Below are 14,880 nucleotides of genomic sequence, written 5' to 3' on the forward strand. Positions count from 1 at the left end.
CGCCGGCCGGCAGGCCAGTTGCGCGAGACACTAGCAGAAACCCAGGAAATCCTCAGTTTTTCTGGCGATGAATTTAATTAATTCAGCGGGGTGCTGGCAAAAATCTATGCGGTGGGCCCACGCCGGCCCGCCTCAGTAATTCCAGACGGCCGGTACGCACCGGAAGGCGTTGCCTGCCACCCCGACCCGGCACACCGACGGGAACGGCAGGTGGGTGGCCACCAGCGACTCGCCCGTCGACGCCAATTCCCGCAGCAGCCGGATCCGGACGCGGGCGGCCTCCTCGGGATCGTGCTCGAATCCGTTATGCCACTCCGGGTTCGCAAAGCCGACCTGAAACACCGCGTCGCCGGCAAAGGTCAGCCGGTCGCCACCGGATGCCAGCCGCACCACGCTGTGCCCGGGGGTGTGGCCGCCGGTGCGGCAGACCAGCACGCCGGGCGCCACCTCGTACTCGGTCTCGAACGGGACCAGCCGGGAGCGGTACTCGTCGAGGAATCGGGACGCGATCGATTGCAGCGCGGCCGGCACCGGGGCGGGCATCCGGGTGCCCGAGAAATCGGGTGCCTCCCAGAATTCGGCCTCGGCGGCTGCCAGGTGAATCCGCAGGTCCGACCGTAGCCGCGCCTGGAGCCCGTCGGCGAGCAGCCCGCCGACGTGGTCCATGTGCAGGTGGGTCAACACCACGTCGGTCACGGCCGCCGGGTCGATGCCGGCGGCCTCCAGCCGCGCCACGGTCTGGCCCGCCCGCGGAAAGTCCGGGAACTCCATCCCGAGCCCGGCGTCGACCAGGATGGTCCGGCCCCCGCTGCGTACCACGACGACGTTCAGGGGCCAGTCGATCACCTCGGGCGGCAGGAACATGTCGTCGAGCCAATGCGCCAAGTCCGCCGGGTCGACGTTGGTGGCCATCGTCGAGGCGGTGATCGGTAGCACCCCGTCGCTGATCACCAGGACTTCTATGTCGCCGACCTGCACCGCGTAGCGCGACGGAACCAGCTCAGGCCCGGTTCGTAGGGCGTTGTCCAAGTTCATCCTTGCCTCCTCGATCGTCGGGATCGCACCCGACGAGCATGGCAACCGGAGGGCGCACCGCGAGCCCTTGAAATCGCGTGGTCCAGCCCGCGGCGGGCGGGGCGTCCAGGGGGCTGCGGTAGATTGGCCGTCGACCGACTACAGACAGGAGCCGACTCATGGCGTCAGCGACCCTGGGCGTCTGGACGTCCATTGCGTGCGTGGTGCTGCTCACCGTGGGCCTCTTCTTGACGACCAACCAGTAGCCGAGCCGTCGGCAGCGTCTACCGACCGACTACGTCACGGGTGCAGGTTCCACTGGCCGCAGTCCTGGGCCATCACGTCGTTGACGTCGACCTCGATCCCGCCCACGATCGGGCCCGGGGTTGAGGCGGTGCTCACGATGCGCTGGAAGAGCACGGCGGCGGGGAAGCGCTCGCCACGCGACCAGGATCTGGTCTGCCACGCCCACCGGTGGCCCGGGGTGCGTGAGTTTCCGATGACACCGTCGGCGGCCGCCCACTTGCAGGCGTTGACGCCGCCGTAGATCCCGGTGCGTTGTACCCCCAGTACCGAGTTGATTCCCCGGAACCACTGCAGCGCAACGTTGTTCCAGGTGTCGCGGTTGATGTCGTCGTCGACGCTGAAGAAGATCGGGGCGCTGCGGCCACCGCCGGCCGCGGTGTGGATGTTCCAGGCGGTCTGGGCGTCGGCGACACCGCCGGCGAACCCGCGGGTGAAGTCCGACGGTGCGGTCCCGCCCGGCTTGCCGTACTGGAAGTTGCTGACGATCACCAGCCCCGCGGCGGTCAGCGACTCGGCGTAGGGCCGGGTGATCGGCTTGGCCCCGAAGTTCGACCCGGGGCGTGACGTCGAGACGTAGTTGATCACCCCCGCATGGCCAGCGGCCCGGATGTCCTGCGCCGGGATCTGGCGCATGGCGTAGTCGATCAGCGTGGGCGCGGCGGCCGAAGCGGGGGGCGTGCCGGCGCCGGCGGCCGCCCCCAGCCCGGCGAGTGCCGCCGCGGAGCCATACCGCAGCGCATCACGTCGGGAAACGGGACGCCGAGGCGGGTCGATCCTCGGGGAATCCTGCACCGGCCGATGTTAACAATGTTGCTGGTGTTAACGATGGAGCCTCGCCGGGGCGAGGCCGGCGCCGAGGCGCGCGGCGGTCAATCGGCGATCAGGCGCCACAGCCCGTCGGCGCCGGCGGCCAGGGCGGCACGGGTGACCTGCTCATCCCAGTGGTGGACGGACCCGAACTCCGACCGCCATGCCAGCGCGGCGCGGGTGTACTCGTGCAGGCGGTGTTCGATAGTGGTGCCGATGGCGCCGAGCACCTGGTGGGCATTGCGGACGGCGACCGACGCCGCGTGCCCGGCACACGAGCGCGCCACCGCAACCGCGAATGTGACATTGGGCCCCGACCAGTCGCTGCGGACCGCCGCTGACAGCGCGGCCTCGGTGGCCGCGCGCGCCAACGCAGCCTCGGCGGCGGTGTCGGCGATCAGCTGCTGGACCGCTTGAAATCGCGACAGTGGGCGGCCGAACTGGGTACGTGCGGAGGCATGCTCGACGGCCAACTCCAGGATCTTGTCGAGCGCGGCGCAGACTTGGATCGACCGCACCAATGCGGCCTTCAAGTGCAGTTGCGCAACCAGTTCCGCCGGTACGGGTGTTCCCGCCAGTGCCGCGGTGTCGGCGGAGACGGTGTCGCGGGGCTCACCGATCAGATTGCTGCCCGGAATGATTCGCAGATCGGCGCAATCCACGTCGGCAAGTAGCTGGGTGTCGTCATCTCGCCAGATGACCACGATCCGCTCGGCCGTCGACGCCCAGGGCACCGCCGTTGCGACACCGGTCTCATCGAGAACGCAGACGGTACGTGCGGTCTCCGCGATGGGCGCACCGACCTTCTCGAGCAGCCAGCAGGCCAACAGATCGTGTTCGGCAAGCGGGACGCGAACGGAGTTTCGCGCTGCCGCGGCGAGGAGTTCGGCGGCCGCGTACCAGCTGGCCCCGCTTCCCCCGGATTGTTCGGAGCCGGTCAATCGCAGCAAGCCCAGTCGATCGAGGGCGGCCCACAAGTCGGTGTCGCGCCGAATCGGCGCGGTCGGCGGCTGCGCCGCGCGGTAGTCGGCGAACACCGCGTTCATCATGTCGACCAGATCGGCATCGAGCTCTGCTCCACGATCGGGGCGGGAAACGTTCATCGCAGCCCCAATCCGCGCGCGATCACACCGCGCAGCACCTCGTTGGTGCCGCCCCGCAGCGTGAAGCCGGGCCGCTGGTCGACCGCTTCCGCGATCAGCTGATGGGATGCCCCGCCGGTGCGGTCGCCGGTGCGCAGGTCTGCGAAATCGGCGACATCGCCCTCGGTGGTGGTGCCGAGCACCTTGACCACCGCTGCCGCAACATCGGCAGACTCCTTGCGTTCCAGCGCGCCTGCCACGGCGGTGGACATCTGGTGCAGCCCGGCGATCCGAGCCACCAACCGGCCCAGTCCAGCGTCATGGGCCAGCCGATCATTGGCCATGTCGTCCGTCACCGCGGCCAGCAGCGTGAACGTGGAGAGCAGCCGCTCGGGTCCGCTTCGTTCGAAACTGAGCTCCGAGGTGACTTGACGCCAGCCCTCGCCGATCTCGCCGAACACCATGGCGTCGGGCACGAAGGCGTCGTCGAGGATGACCTCGTTGAAGTGGTGACCCCCGTTCATCGAGATGATGGGCCGCACTTTGACGCCGGGGCCGTCGAGGCGCACGATGAACTGGCTCAGCCCGGCGTGTCGATGCTGTGGGTCGACCGGTGCGGTGCGGGCCAGCACGATGAACGCGTGAGCGCGGTGCGCGCCGGACGTCCAGACTTTGGTGCCGGTCAACGCCCAGCCGCCGTCGACCTGTACGGCACGGGTCCGCACGCTGGCCAGATCCGAGCCGGAGTCGGGCTCGCTCATCCCGATACCGAAGAAGCACTCGCCGGCTGCGATCGCCGGGAGGAATTCCCGTTTTTGTGCCTCGGTCCCGTACTTCAGCAAGGCCGGCACGATCTGCCGGTCAGCGATCCAGTGCGCGGCTACTGGAGCACCGCCGGCAAGCAGCTCCTCGGTGACCACGAACCGTTCGAGGAACGAGCGGCCAGCTCCGCCATACTCTTTCGGCACGGTCATGCCCAGCCAGCCGCGAGCTGCCAGCGCTCCGGTGAAGGTTTCGCTCCAGCCGCACAACCAGGCGTCCACCGACGGGGTGAAAGCGCCGGCCGCGAGCTGCTCGGCCAGGAAGGCGCGGACCTCCGCTCGCAGGACCGCAGTGTCGGCCGGATCGCCGGTGGCCGGGGGAACCAGGCGCGGCAGCGGCATCAGCTGCGCTGCCACTTCGGGATACGGCGCTGCTGCTCGCCGTCGTGAGGGGCCGTTTCGACCGTCCAAACCTGCACCGTCTGCTGCGATGGGATGACCCGTGGCCCGACCGGCATGCTCATGGCTGCGATACCTCGATTCTTGCTGTTGCGGTGCCCACGCTAGCCGCACCGAGGCGGCCGGCAGGTACTCCTCGGCTGCGACCGAGCCGGTCCACGCCAGGTATCCGGGATCTGCACCCGGCCATCGCGAGCCGTGCCACACTCATCTCCGGTGCGGGCGGCGGCCGACAGCTGAGGGAGACCACGATGACCGACGGCACGACGATTCCCGGTGACCAGACGCCTTCGCGGACCCGATGGCTGGTGCCGGCCGGCTGGTGTCTGGTCGCGATCTGGCTCGCCGCGACGGTGGCGGGCGCGCTGGGCGGCGGATCACCGATAGCGGCCGTCGCCCAGGCGATTTACGGTGGCGCGCTGGCGCTGTTCGTGGTGCTGCACACGCTGACGCTGTACCGGCCCGCCGGCGCCGCCGCATACTTCGCCCTCGCCGTCGCCGTGTCGTTCGGCCTCGAGGCGTGCAGTGTGGCAACCGGTTTCCCGTTCGGCTTCTACATCCACCACATGGAAGGCCCCCGCGCGCTGGGAGTGCCGTTCACCGTGGTCGTCGCCTGGGTGATCCTGGCCTGGCTGGCCTGGAACCTGGCCCGCGTGATCGTGGGGGACGACCACAATCGCCGGCTTCCGGTGGTGGCGACGCCCGTCGTCGCCACCCTGATCCTGGGCGGATACGACCTGGTGATCGATCCGATCGGGGCTTATGTGCGCGGGCTGTTCTCCTACGGGTCACCCAACGGCGCGCTGGGCGTTCCGCTGAGCAACTACTTCGGCTGGCTGCTCACCGGATGGGTGCTGTTCCAGCTTTTCGCGTTGGTCGAACGGCGGTGGCGCCGGGACTCGGCACCCGCACCCGTTCGCTCGACGCTGGTGATGCCGGTCGTGGTCTGGTTCGGACTGGCACTGCAGGTGAATTTGGAGATGCTGCGTGTCGGTGACGGTTCGGCGACGATTCAAGGCGGCCGGTCCGTTCCCTTCTCCGACATCTATGCCACTTCCGTTGCGACAACATGGTTCACGATGGTGCTGGTGGTCGCCATCGCGGTAGCACGGCTATGCCAGAGCAGGGCGGACTAGCCGACCACGGTGGGACGCGGCATGACTGTTGGTTTGAGGCCGTAGCGTGGCGTGCCCAAGCCGGGTGGTCGAACTACTCGCGACACCGTGCTACCGGAGCCATCACCGGTCTGTCACCGGCGCCTGCCATAGGCCCGCGATCGCGTCGACGAGGCTGCGGCCGGCGCGCGGCCAGTCCGGGCGCGGCCCGCTGGCGTCGTCGGCGAAGCCCCGTTCGATCTCCGCGCAGGTATACATCAGCACGATGCGCATCATGATGTTGCGTTCGGATCGAACGTGTTTGGGCAATTCGGGGATGCCGTGGCCGATGCGCTCGATGACGTGTCGCAGTGACTCGGACTCCAGTGCGCTCTTGGTGACCACGCGCCGATACGTCGGGTCGGTCATCACCTGAGCGGCGAACCGCGCGTACCAGGTGGGCGCGGGCAGCGACGCCAGATGGTCGGTCAGCGGCTGCACCAGGCACCCCACCCAGTCGCGCAGGCCGGCCGAATCATCGGTGTCGGCGATCCGGGCGGTGCGCAACTCCTCGATGTGCCCGGCGTGGCTGGCCTCGATGGCGCGCACCAGCTCCTTCTTGGTGCCGAAGTGGTAGGCCACCGCGGCGTTGTTGCCTTGGCCGGCGGCCTCGACGATCTGCCGATGGGTAACAGCTTCCACACCGCGCTCGGCGATCAGCCGCTCAGCCGCGGATAACAGCGCCTCCCGGGTGCTGTCGGCGCGGGTGGACCGCGGGCTGCGCACGGGTGAGGGCATGAGCTCAGTCAACATCGCCCCCTTGACCTAAGTCAAACGTTTTACTTAAATGGACCGACAGTCACAGTCCGGTTCGCCCGTTGGGCCCAGCGCCCAAGCACCGGCTGAGCGCGGTGAGGAGGATGCGTTGCGGCCGACGCCGACGCCCGAAGCTCCCGCCCGCCCCGGCCACGACGCACCGCTGCTCGGGTCCGGCAGCCGGTTGGAAGCCGCCACGCTCGGTGCACTCGACCATCTCCAGCAGGTGCTGACGCTGCAGCCGGCGGGCACGGATCGCTTTCGCGCGGACAGCGAACCCGGCAGGTTCGGCCGAATCTTCGGCGGTCAACTGGTCGCGCAGGCGCTGACCGCGGCCGCGGCCACCGTCGCCGAACTCGCCCCGCACTCGATTCATGCGATGTTCCTGCGGCCCGGGGACTCTGCCGCCCCGCTGGACATCGCCGTCGACCGCACCCGCGACGGGCGGACGATGTCGGCACGACAGGTGGTCATCCGGCAAGCAGGACGGGTGCTGGTGACCGCGATGGTGTCCTTCGACACGAACCCCGAGTGCTCCGAGGCCGTCACCGTCGAGGGGTCGGTGACGGCACCGGAAGCTCTTCCGCTGCTGCAGCACTGGGCGCAGCAGGCGCCGCAGGAGCTGGCCGGGTCGGCAAGCACGTGGGTCGACACGCCGCCGCCGTTGGAGATGCGCATCGCCGACGCGCCGATATTCCTCGGCGGCGCCCAGGCCGGCGGCCCGCGCTCGGTATGGATGCGGCTGCCACGGGCGATCGACGGCGGGCCGGGAGCTCACGCGGCGATGCTGTCCTACGCAAGCGATTATCTGCTGGTGGACACGGCGTTTCGGGCCCATCCCGAACCCGTCGGTTACCGCACGCATCGTGGCCTGACCCTCGATCACACGATCTGGCTGCACCGTCCGGTGCGATTCGATCAGTGGCATCGCCACACCCAGCAGGTCGTCGCCGCCGCCGGCCACCGCGCGGTGGTGAACGGAACCATCGTCGACGCCGCGGGCCGACATGTCGCCAGCACCGCGCAGGAAGTCCTGGTCCGGCCGATCGCCGAGTCGCCCGAACAAGGCGACACCGCGTGACGGCCGACCCGAACCCGCTGTTCGAATATCGCTGGCCCGATGGAGAATTCCGGCTCTTCCAACTGGGTTTCGTTGTCCCCGACCTGTTGAGTGCGGCGGCGCGGTGGGTGAAGGTCTTCGGCGTGGGGCCGTTTCACGTCATGCCGCGAGCGCAGAGCCGCTGCCGGTACCGCGGCACCGATGCCGGCGTCGATGTCCAGATCGGTGTCGCTCAGGCCGGACCCGTGCAGGTCGAACTCATCCGCGACCACACCGCGACCAACTCGGTGTTCGCCGAGATGGCGTCGCTGCACGGCGGCAACCAGTTCGGCTTCCATCAGGTGTCCACGCTCACCCGTGACTACGACGCCAAGCTCGCCCACTACCTCGATCAGGGCTACGAACTGGCGTGCGAGTTCACCAATCCCGGTCAGCGGGTGGCGTTCATCGACACCTTCGCCGAATTCGGCTTCTTCACCGAGATCGTCGAGGACAAGCCCAGCTTTCGAATCAACCTCGCCACCATCGCGCGCACCTGTGAGACCTGGGACGGCACGGATCCGATCCGGCTGCTGACCCGCGACGGCTATCGCACACCAGATGAACCATGGAAGGACGAAAACCAGTGAGCAGCACCATCGAAACCGAAACAGTGGTGGCCGGCGGCGGCATCATCCCGGTCTTCAACCCGTCGACCGAAGAACAGATCGCCGAGGTCCCCGATTCCGACCAGGCGGCCGTCGACGCGGCGGTGGCCCGCGCGCGGGAGAGCTTCGAATCCGGGGTGTGGCGCAAGCTGCCGGCCGCGCGGCGCGCCGAAATCATGTTCCGTGCGGCGGAGATCATCAAGGAACGCACCGCCGAGCTCGCCGAGATCGAGTCCCGTGACAACGGCATGACCGCCATGGGCGCCAGCCAGATCATCAAGGTGTCCCAGGAGATGCTGACCTACTACGCGGGCTGGGTCGGCAAGATCCACGGTGAGTCGGCCAACCTGGTCTCCGACGGTCTGCTTGGCCACTTCGAGGAGTACCACACCTTCACCCAGCTCGAGCCGGTCGGCGTCGTCGGCCTGATCATCCCCTGGAACGGACCGTTCTTCGTGGCGATGCTCAAGGTGGCGCCGGCGTTGGCGGCGGGGTGCAGCTGTGTGCTCAAGCCCGCCGAGGAGACACCGCTGACCGCGCTGAAGCTGGAAGAGATCTTCCGCGAGGCCGGCCTGCCCGACGGCGTGCTGAATGTCGTGACCGGCTACGGCGAGACCACCGGTGCGGCGCTGACCGCGCATCCCGACGTCGACAAGATCTCGTTCACCGGATCCACCGAGGTGGGCCGGCTGATCGTCAAGGCGGCCGCCGGCAACCTCAAGCGCCTCACCCTGGAACTCGGCGGCAAGTCGCCGTTGATCATGTTCGACGACGCCAACCTCGACAAGGCCATCATGATGGCCGGCATGGGTCTGCTGGCCGGCTCGGGCCAGAACTGTTCCTGCACCTCCCGGATCTACGTCCAACGCGGTATCTACGACCAGGTCGTGGAGGGCCTGGCCAACTTCGCCCAGCTGCTGCCGATGGGCGGCAGCGACGACCCGAACTCGGTGCTGGGCCCGCTGATCAGTGAGAAGCAGCGCCAGCGCGTGGCGGGCATCGTCAACGACGGCGTGGCCGCCGGTGCGCAGGTGATCACCGGCGGCAAGCCGATGGATCGGCGCGGCTACTTCTATGAGGCGACGATCATCACCAACACCACGCCGGATATGCGGCTCATCCGCGAAGAGATCTTCGGCCCGGTCGGCTCGGTGATCCCGTTCGACGAAGAGGAAGAGGCGATCGCTGCCGCCAACGACACCGAGTACGGGCTGGCCGGGGCGATCTGGACCGAGAACCTCAGTCGCGCCCACCGCGTCGCGAATCAGCTCCGGGGCGGCCAGATCTGGGTGAACTGCGCGTTGGCGGCCGACCCGTCCATGCCGATCTGTGGGCACAAGCAGTCCGGTTGGGGCGGCGAACGCGGCCGCAAGGGCATCGAGGCCTACTTCAACACCAAATCGGTCTACATCAGTCTCTGACCGACCGTGCCGGTGATCCCGCCCGGAGGTGGCTAGTGGTGCTGCGCAAGGACGCGCCGGCCCTTGACGGCCGGGTGGCCGTCATCACCGGCGGCGGTTCCGGTATCGGCCGCGGGATCGCCGAGACGTTCGCGGAATTCGGTGCCCGGGTGGTGATCTGGGAGCGTGACCCGCAGGCTGCGGAGAGCACGGCTGCCGCGGTTGGGGGGCTGGCCGGTGCGATCGATGTCCGCGACGCCGATCAGGTCGATGCGGCGTTGGCCAGCACCATCGCCGAGGTGGGGCTGCCGACGGTGCTGGTCAACAACGCCGGCGGGGTGTTCGCCTCACCGCTGCTGGAAACCGCGCCGAAGGGGTGGGACACGCTGATCCGCTCCAATCTGACGCAGGTCCTACTCTGCACGCAGCGCGTCGCGCGGGCCCTGGTGCAACACGGCGCACCGGGCAGCATTATCAACATCGCCAGCATCGAGGGCACCCGTGCCGCACCCGGTTACGCGGCTTACGCGGCGGCGAAAGCCGGCGTTATCAACGTCACCAAGACGGCGGCGCTGGAGTTGGCGCCGCACGGCATCCGGGTCAACTGCCTGGCGCCCGATCTCACGCTCACCGAAGGTATCGAGCGGGTCGGCTCGGCCGAGATGCTGGCGCACGCCGGCTACATGATCCCGATGGGACGGCCCGGCCATGTCGATGAGATGGCCGGTGCCGCAGTGTTTCTCGCCGGCAATCTGAGTAGCTACGTCACCGGCCAGACGCTGCACGTCGACGGTGGGACGCACGCGGCGGGCGGCTGGTATCACCACCCGGACACCGGCGACTACCTACTCGGTCCGCCGCGGCCGAAACCAGAATGAGAGGAATCCGCATGCGGTTCGCGTTCACCTACCCGATCATCACGCATCCGTGTGACCCGGAACTGGTCTCCCCGCACGGGGTGACCACGGTGGCGAAGGCCGCTGAAGCCGCCGGTTTCGGCGCCATGGGCTTCACTGACCATCCCGCGCCGACCCAGCGCTGGCTCGACGCCGGCGGACACGACAGCCTGGACCCGTTCGTGGCGATGGGGTTCGCGGCGGCGCACACCCGAACGCTGCGATTCATCCCGAACGTCGTTGTGCTTCCCTACCGGAACCCGTTCGTGGTGGCCAAGTCCGGGGCCACGCTGGATCTGTTGTCCGGCGGCAGGTTCACCCTGGCGGTCGGCGTGGGCTACCTCAAAGGCGAATTCGCGGCGTTGGGCGTGGATTTCGATGAGCGCACCGCATTGGTCGAAGAGAGCCTCGACGTCATCCGGGCCATCTGGACCGGGGACGACGTGTCGTTTCAGGGCCGGCACTTCAATGCCAGGGGGGTCACCGCGCATCCGCGCCCGGTCAGCAGCCCGCATCCGCCGATCTGGATCGGCGGCAACACCGGCAAGGCGCGGCAGCGGGTCGCCACCCGGGGTGACGGGTGGGCGCCGTTCGCTGCGCCGCCCGGTCTGGCCGGCACGGCTCGCACCGCCGCGATGGATTCCATCGAAATGCTTGCGGCGGGAGGCGATGACCTGAAGCGCCGCTGCGACCAGGCGGGCCGGGACTGGTCGGCCATCGACATCTGCTTCTCCAACCTGGCCGGCGGCCGCCTCGGCTACGACGACTTCGACGCCGACGCCTACCTGGACGGTCTGGGCCGGCTCGCTGACGTCGGGGTCAGCTGGGTGCAGGTCGCGCTTCCCGGCGATAGTCTGGGGCGCGCGATCGAGGCGATAGCGCAGTTCGGGGAAGCGGTGATCAAGCACGTTTAGCGATGCACGGGCCTGCTGATGGCGCGCCGGACGCCGGCGGCGGCTACCCTTCCGGTGTGACGCGATCGGTTTCCCGCCGCGAAGCCCTGCGGTACGGCGCGCTGCTGGCACCGGCATTGGCGGTCCCCGGTTTCTTCGCGGCAACAGCCGGTGCGCCGAAGGCCTCGGCCGAGGGACTGCAGCTCATCGATTTCGCCCACCGGCTGGTCGAGCCCGAGCGGATCAAGGCGGCCGGCTTCGCCGGGGCGCTGGTCTACGTCTCGGAGCTGCGGTCCGGCGCCACCTTCGATTTCAAGCCCGTCACCCGCGACTACGCCGACCGGCTCCGTGCCGCGAGCCTGCAGATCGTCAGCTGCTACCAGTTCGGCAAGCCCGGCTGGCCGGATTCGCCGTCGGATTTCACCCGCGGCTACGACGGCGGCGCCGCGGATGCCCGCACGGCGCTGCGGCTGCACACCGCCGCCGGGGGCCCGCAGAGCGCGCCGATCTTCTTCAGCGTCGATGAGGACATCGACGCCAAGACCTGGAAGAACCTCGCGGTCGGGTGGTTTCGGGGCATCAACTCGGTGCTGGGGGCAGCGCGCACCGGGATCTACGGCGGTGCCCGGCAGTGTTCCTGGGCGATCGCCGACGACGTCATCGGGCACTCGACCAGTGCGGGCCACCGGTGGGCCTGGCAGACCCGGGCGTGGTCGGGCGGCGAACGCGAACCGGCGGCCGTGCTCTTCCAGCGGGAGATGGTCACCGCAACCGACCCGGGTTTCCTGATCGACGACATCCACGTCGACGTGGACGACGTGTTGGCGGCCGATTTCGGCCAGTGGGAGCTGGTGCGCTGATGGAGTGGGACGCGGCGCGGGTGGCGCGATGGTCCGGCACGCTCGGCTTCGCGCTCCCGGTTGTGACGCTCGCGGTGTATCCGATCTGGTCGTTCCCCGGCACCCAGACGCTGGCCACCGAGGTGGCCTGGTGGGCGACCCAGCATCACGATCGACTGGTCGTGACGATGCTGCTCAACACGGTCGGTGTGACGCTGTGGCTGGTGTTCGGCGGGGCAGTGTGGACACTGCTGCGGGATCGGCTGCCGGTGAGATCGGTTCTTGCGCCGTGCTTCGCCACCGGCTTCATCGGCTGCGTGACGCTGCTGCTCAGCGGGTTCACCGCGTTCGACATCCTGCTGTACCGATTCCACAGCCCCGAAGCAGTCGCGCTGCTCTACGACCTGGCGTTCGGTCTGCTGGCCATGTCCGGTATGCCGACCGTGGTGGCCCTGGCGTCGTTCGCGGTCGCGGTGTACGTCCACGGGGTGCTGCCCCGATACACCGCCCACCTCGCCGTTGCCGCTGCCGCGGTACATCCGCTGTTGTTGCTGGCGTTCATCGTCGGCGCCGGACCGCTGTCGCTGGAAGGACTCTCGATCACCGCCATGCCGGCGTTCTTGTTCGCGTGGGTCCTGGGAACCGCGTTGGGGATGCCGCGTAAGGCTTAGCGGTCGGTTCCTCAGTTCGCCCACGCCGCGCCGATGCACCTACCCGACCACCACCGGACGCGGCATCACGGTGAGCTTGACGCCATAGCGCGGCGTCCCGAGCCCGAAGCTGCCGCTCCGTCCGCCACCGTTCGGGAGCATCGGAGGCGGGATGGCCGTCATTGACCTGCTGTCCGGGGCGACCGTCCAGCCGCTGGCTGTTCCGGCACTCGGCGCAGCTGCCGGGACGGCCGTTGCCCAGTTCGGTGGCGCGGACAAGGATCCGATCAGGGTCGCTCTGCCCACTCCGGCCGACACCGGGGAGCCCGCGCCGCCGACCGCAGCTCCGGCAGCACGACCGGCGGTCTCGGTCGACGCCAGTGTGATACCGGGCGCGGAGCTGAGCCCGCCCCCAGTCAGGGCGGCCGTGCCGCCGTCCATGCCGCGGGCCAAAAACCCGAGCGTGGCCAGACCCGCGAAGCCCTCGATGTTCCCGCCCGGATCGAAGATCCCGGTTGCGGCGATCGTGTTCCACAGCTGCGCGTTGACATTCAGGCCCGAGCCGTCGTCGTGGCCCCAGGTCCCGTCGAAGAGGCCGTCGAAGAACTTCGTCCAATGCCAATCGGGGTCCGTCGGCCTCGTGCCCTGTGCCGGCGACGCCATGCTCCGCAATGCGCTGGGCACCTGGGAATGCGCATTTCCGGTGTCGGCGGGGAGGGCGCCCGAACTACCCTCGTCGTCTGAACTGGTGGTCTCCGGCGCTGCCGCGAACGGAATCAGTTCGGTGGCGGATGCGGCAGCGGCGGCGTAGCTGTACATCGCAACGGCGTCCTGCGCCCACATCGCAGCGTAGCGGGCTTCGGTCGCCGCGATCGCCGGTGTATTCAGTCCCAGAGCGTTCGTCTTCACCAATGCCGCCAACATCACTCGATTGTCTGCGATCGCCGCCGGCGGCACCGTCATGGCGTAGGCCGAGGCGTAGGCATCGGCGGCGGCGTAGGCCTGCGCTGCGGTCTGCTCTGCCTGTTCGGCGGTGACGCTCATCCAGCTGATGTAGGGCTCAGCGGCCGCAGTCATCGCCGATGCCGAAGGACCCCACCAACCTTGGCTGACCAGGCTCGCTACCGACCATTCGAAAGATATTGCTGCAGACCGCAATTCTGCCGCCAACAGGTTCCAGGCCGCTGCGGCGGACAGTATCGGACCGACACCGGGACCGGCGTACATGCGTGCGGAATTGATTTCCGGGGGAACTGCTCCGTAATCCATCATCAGTGGACCCTTTCGCTAGATCGAGATGGCGTTGGCGGCGTCGGTCGCTGCGTAGGACTGCGCGTTGCGCTGCAGCATGATCACGAACCTCTCGTGCACCACAGCGGCGCGCTTGCTGATCGTCTGGTACATCTGCGCATGTCGGGCAAACTGTGCGGCGGTCAGCGCAGAGACCTCGTCGGCGGCCGCCGGAACCACGCCGGTTGTCGGCCCGGCGGCGGCCGTGTTCTGCGCAGCCACCGCGTTGCCGATGCTGTTCAGATCAGCCGCCGTCGCGGTGAGTTCCTCGGGAAGTGCAGACACAAAAGACATCGAAACTCCTTTTGGCATGGCGAATAACGCTGCAGAGCAAGCAAATTCGCGCGGAGGGACCGCGCTCGGGACAGCAGACGGGAGCGCGGGTACGGTAAGGCGCGAGCCGAGTCAGAAAGTGAAAGCGGCGCCGCGAACGGGTTCGAGTGAAGGGGTCGTCGAACTCGGATAAGGACTATCGTCTGGACTCAATGTCACTCTCACCTCCTCACGGCCAGGGCACACGGGGATGCCGGCGCAGCATGCACATCAGGGAGAGCCGGGCCGACAACACCGCCGGCCAGCACCCCTCTCGTCAGAGTTTCGGCACTGCACGCCGTATCCGGCCAGAAGCCGGAAGCCACTTGGGCTCAACCCTTAAGCCGGGAAGAGCTGTCCTGACCCTGGGCGTCTCTCGACGTTGGAGGTCAGTGGCCTGTATCCGTACAGACGCCTCACCTAGCGAGGTGCGTTCGCGGCCATGTTGGCATCAACAGTGCGCAGAGTCAACTCGACCGGCGTGGCGTGGCTGCCGTGCCGGACCAATCTGGGTATGGAAACCCGCTGGCCAGCAACGTATTTCGGGGCTAGAG

General features: G+C 68.3%; 15 protein-coding genes and 1 riboswitch. Of the genes, 8 read left to right on the top strand and 7 right to left on the bottom strand.

Annotation, left to right across the window (positions count from 1 at the left end; all coding sequences use genetic code 11):
• Positions 1 to 132 precede the first annotated feature (132 nt).
• From ACAG20_RS08970 to ACAG20_RS08985, 4 genes are all read right to left on the bottom strand, one after another.
• Positions 133 to 1,035, bottom strand: coding sequence for an MBL fold metallo-hydrolase (locus ACAG20_RS08970; protein ID WP_370492286.1), 903 nt, complete (start codon positions 1,033 to 1,035; stop codon positions 133 to 135).
• Positions 1,036 to 1,314: 279 nt separating this feature from the next.
• Positions 1,315 to 2,112: a DUF1906 domain-containing protein gene (locus ACAG20_RS08975; protein ID WP_370492287.1), complete on the bottom strand. Its 798-nt coding sequence runs from the start codon at positions 2,110 to 2,112 to the stop codon at positions 1,315 to 1,317.
• A 77-nt stretch (positions 2,113 to 2,189) separates the two neighbouring features.
• The gene (locus tag ACAG20_RS08980; RefSeq protein WP_370492288.1) at positions 2,190 to 3,230 is read right to left on the bottom strand and encodes an acyl-CoA dehydrogenase family protein; all 1,041 of its coding nucleotides are present in this window, start codon (positions 3,228 to 3,230) and stop codon (positions 2,190 to 2,192) included.
• The gene (locus tag ACAG20_RS08985) at positions 3,227 to 4,372 is read right to left on the bottom strand and encodes an acyl-CoA dehydrogenase family protein (protein WP_370492342.1); all 1,146 of its coding nucleotides are present in this window, start codon (positions 4,370 to 4,372) and stop codon (positions 3,227 to 3,229) included. Before ACAG20_RS08985 ends, ACAG20_RS08980 begins: the two co-directional genes overlap by 4 nt.
• Positions 4,373 to 4,680: 308 nt before the next feature.
• Here ACAG20_RS08985 and ACAG20_RS08990 point away from each other — a divergent pair, with 308 nt between their 5' ends.
• Positions 4,681 to 5,565, top strand: coding sequence for a carotenoid biosynthesis protein (locus tag ACAG20_RS08990; RefSeq protein WP_370492289.1), 885 nt, complete (start codon positions 4,681 to 4,683; stop codon positions 5,563 to 5,565).
• A 102-nt stretch (positions 5,566 to 5,667) separates the two neighbouring features.
• Here the strand turns inward: ACAG20_RS08990 and ACAG20_RS08995 are convergent, their stop codons facing one another.
• On the bottom strand, positions 5,668 to 6,321 hold the full coding sequence (locus tag ACAG20_RS08995; protein ID WP_370492290.1) for a TetR/AcrR family transcriptional regulator: 654 nt from the start codon (positions 6,319 to 6,321) through the stop codon (positions 5,668 to 5,670).
• Positions 6,322 to 6,448: 127 nt separating this feature from the next.
• Between ACAG20_RS08995 and ACAG20_RS09000 the strand changes: the two genes are divergently transcribed.
• The 7 genes from ACAG20_RS09000 (at position 6,449) to ACAG20_RS09030 (ending at position 12,745) form a co-directional block, all read left to right on the top strand.
• Entirely contained in the window at positions 6,449 to 7,420 is a 972-nt protein-coding gene (locus ACAG20_RS09000; protein WP_370492343.1) for an acyl-CoA thioesterase, read from the top strand.
• Positions 7,417 to 8,028, top strand: a complete 612-nt coding sequence (locus tag ACAG20_RS09005; protein WP_370492291.1) for a VOC family protein — start codon at positions 7,417 to 7,419, stop codon at positions 8,026 to 8,028. The genes ACAG20_RS09000 and ACAG20_RS09005 overlap by 4 nt, the downstream gene beginning before the upstream one ends.
• Positions 8,025 to 9,467 carry an aldehyde dehydrogenase family protein gene (locus tag ACAG20_RS09010; protein ID WP_370492292.1) on the top strand — a complete coding sequence of 481 codons (1,443 nt, stop codon included), beginning with the start codon at positions 8,025 to 8,027 and terminating at the stop codon, positions 9,465 to 9,467. Before ACAG20_RS09005 ends, ACAG20_RS09010 begins: the two co-directional genes overlap by 4 nt.
• 74 nt (positions 9,468 to 9,541) lie before the next feature.
• The gene (locus tag ACAG20_RS09015; RefSeq protein ID WP_370492344.1) at positions 9,542 to 10,324 is read left to right on the top strand and encodes an SDR family NAD(P)-dependent oxidoreductase; all 783 of its coding nucleotides are present in this window, start codon (positions 9,542 to 9,544) and stop codon (positions 10,322 to 10,324) included.
• A gap of 11 nt (positions 10,325 to 10,335) precedes the next feature.
• On the top strand, positions 10,336 to 11,256 hold the full coding sequence (locus ACAG20_RS09020) for an LLM class F420-dependent oxidoreductase (protein ID WP_370492293.1): 921 nt from the start codon (positions 10,336 to 10,338) through the stop codon (positions 11,254 to 11,256).
• Between the two features lie 101 nt (positions 11,257 to 11,357).
• A complete protein-coding gene (locus ACAG20_RS09025; protein ID WP_370492345.1) occupies positions 11,358 to 12,095 on the top strand; it encodes a DUF1906 domain-containing protein in 738 nt (245 codons plus the stop codon).
• Positions 12,095 to 12,745, top strand: a complete 651-nt coding sequence (locus ACAG20_RS09030; protein ID WP_370492294.1) for a hypothetical protein — start codon at positions 12,095 to 12,097, stop codon at positions 12,743 to 12,745. The genes ACAG20_RS09025 and ACAG20_RS09030 overlap by 1 nt, the downstream gene beginning before the upstream one ends.
• Before the next feature lie 39 nt (positions 12,746 to 12,784).
• Here ACAG20_RS09030 and ACAG20_RS09035 read toward each other — a convergent pair whose 3' ends face one another.
• Both ACAG20_RS09035 and ACAG20_RS09040 read right to left on the bottom strand, forming a co-directional pair.
• Positions 12,785 to 13,996, bottom strand: coding sequence for a PPE family protein (locus ACAG20_RS09035; protein WP_370492295.1), 1,212 nt, complete (start codon positions 13,994 to 13,996; stop codon positions 12,785 to 12,787).
• Between the two features lie 15 nt (positions 13,997 to 14,011).
• A complete protein-coding gene (locus ACAG20_RS09040) occupies positions 14,012 to 14,308 on the bottom strand; it encodes a PE family protein (RefSeq protein ID WP_370492296.1) in 297 nt (98 codons plus the stop codon).
• 280 nt (positions 14,309 to 14,588) lie between these two features.
• Positions 14,589 to 14,761: riboswitch (M-box (ykoK) riboswitch) on the bottom strand.
• Positions 14,762 to 14,880: the final 119 nt, after the last annotated feature.

Origin of the sequence: Mycobacterium sp. pW045 (genome assembly GCF_041287085.1) — a bacterium.
GTDB classification, from domain to species: Bacteria; Actinomycetota; Actinomycetes; order Mycobacteriales; family Mycobacteriaceae; genus Mycobacterium; species Mycobacterium algericum_A.